This is a genomic window from Paenibacillus sinopodophylli (assembly GCF_005930355.1).
GTDB classification, from domain to species: domain Bacteria; phylum Bacillota; class Bacilli; order Paenibacillales; family Paenibacillaceae; genus Pristimantibacillus; species Pristimantibacillus sinopodophylli.
On the sequence record NZ_VDBO01000048.1, the window covers coordinates 1 to 1,023 of the forward strand.

Below are 1,023 nucleotides of genomic sequence, written 5' to 3' on the forward strand. Positions count from 1 at the left end.
TTGATGTAGATAAGCCGGTTGAAGAGATTAAAGAATGCGTAATATCCATCTCGATGTTCCACGGATCCGAGCAACTCAGCATTTTAAAGGAAATCGAATTATGGCTTGGTAAAACGATCGAAGGTGCAGAATCAAAACAACTGAAAAACGAACAACAAACTCAAGGACCTGAATAATCAGGTCCTTTTTATATACAAACAGATAGATAGTTGAGGGGATGAAAGCGAATGTATAAGCAGTGGTTGGCAGTTGATATAACAGAAGGTAGAGTCATCGCAACTGGTATTGGAGCGGTGATTGCTCCTTGGGTAACAATGATATATGGGGACGGTAGATTAATTCCGATTATTTTAATGTTGGTTGTCATCGGCTTGGATTGGATTACCGGAATAGAAGCAGCTCGCAAAGACAAAACATACTCGTCACAATATGGCATCCGAGAAGGTCTACCGCGCACGCTATTTCTTGTCGCTATGCCTGCAATAGCTAATCTCTTGGACACGATGATGGGTATGCCTGGTTTGTTTTTTTACGGAATTACATTAGGCATCATTTATCATACATGGCAGTCTTTAACGGCTAATGCCTACCGCGCTGGATGGGGGAAATGGATTCCAAAAGCTGTTATGTCTCACATTGAATCCGAACTTAAAGCTAAAGTAGATCGCGCCAGTAAACGTGGCGCAGAGGGAGATGAGAAGAATGGTTAATTACACAAAGGACCATATCACAAAGGGTACGGCGAACGATCGCCGTCCTGAGCTGCCAATGAATGCAACAACTATCACAATTCACAACACAGGCAATCCGTCCAGCTCTGCTAAAAATGAAAGAGCATGGCTCACAAACCCGACTAATAGCCGTACAGCATCTTATCACATCGTTGTGGACGAGCACGAAGCAATCGAGTGCTTACCACTTAATGAGAACGCCTGGCATGCAGGAGACGGCAGCGGAGCATCTAGCGGAAACAGAACTTCTATCGGAATTGAAATCTGCGAGAGCGGAGATTATGCAAAAGGA

The 1,023-nt window shown here is 43.9% G+C and carries 2 protein-coding genes; both read left to right on the forward strand.

Annotated elements, in window-relative coordinates; all coding sequences use genetic code 11:
* Positions 1 to 227: 227 nt before the first annotated feature.
* Positions 228 to 710 carry a phage holin family protein gene (locus FGT79_RS30595; RefSeq protein WP_138756591.1) on the forward strand — a complete coding sequence of 161 codons (483 nt, stop codon included), beginning with the start codon at positions 228 to 230 and terminating at the stop codon, positions 708 to 710.
* Positions 703 to 1,023 (forward strand): peptidoglycan recognition protein family protein (locus tag FGT79_RS30600; RefSeq protein WP_171056542.1); only part of this gene is annotated, 321 nt, incomplete at its 3' end. The genes FGT79_RS30595 and FGT79_RS30600, both read left to right, overlap by 8 nt.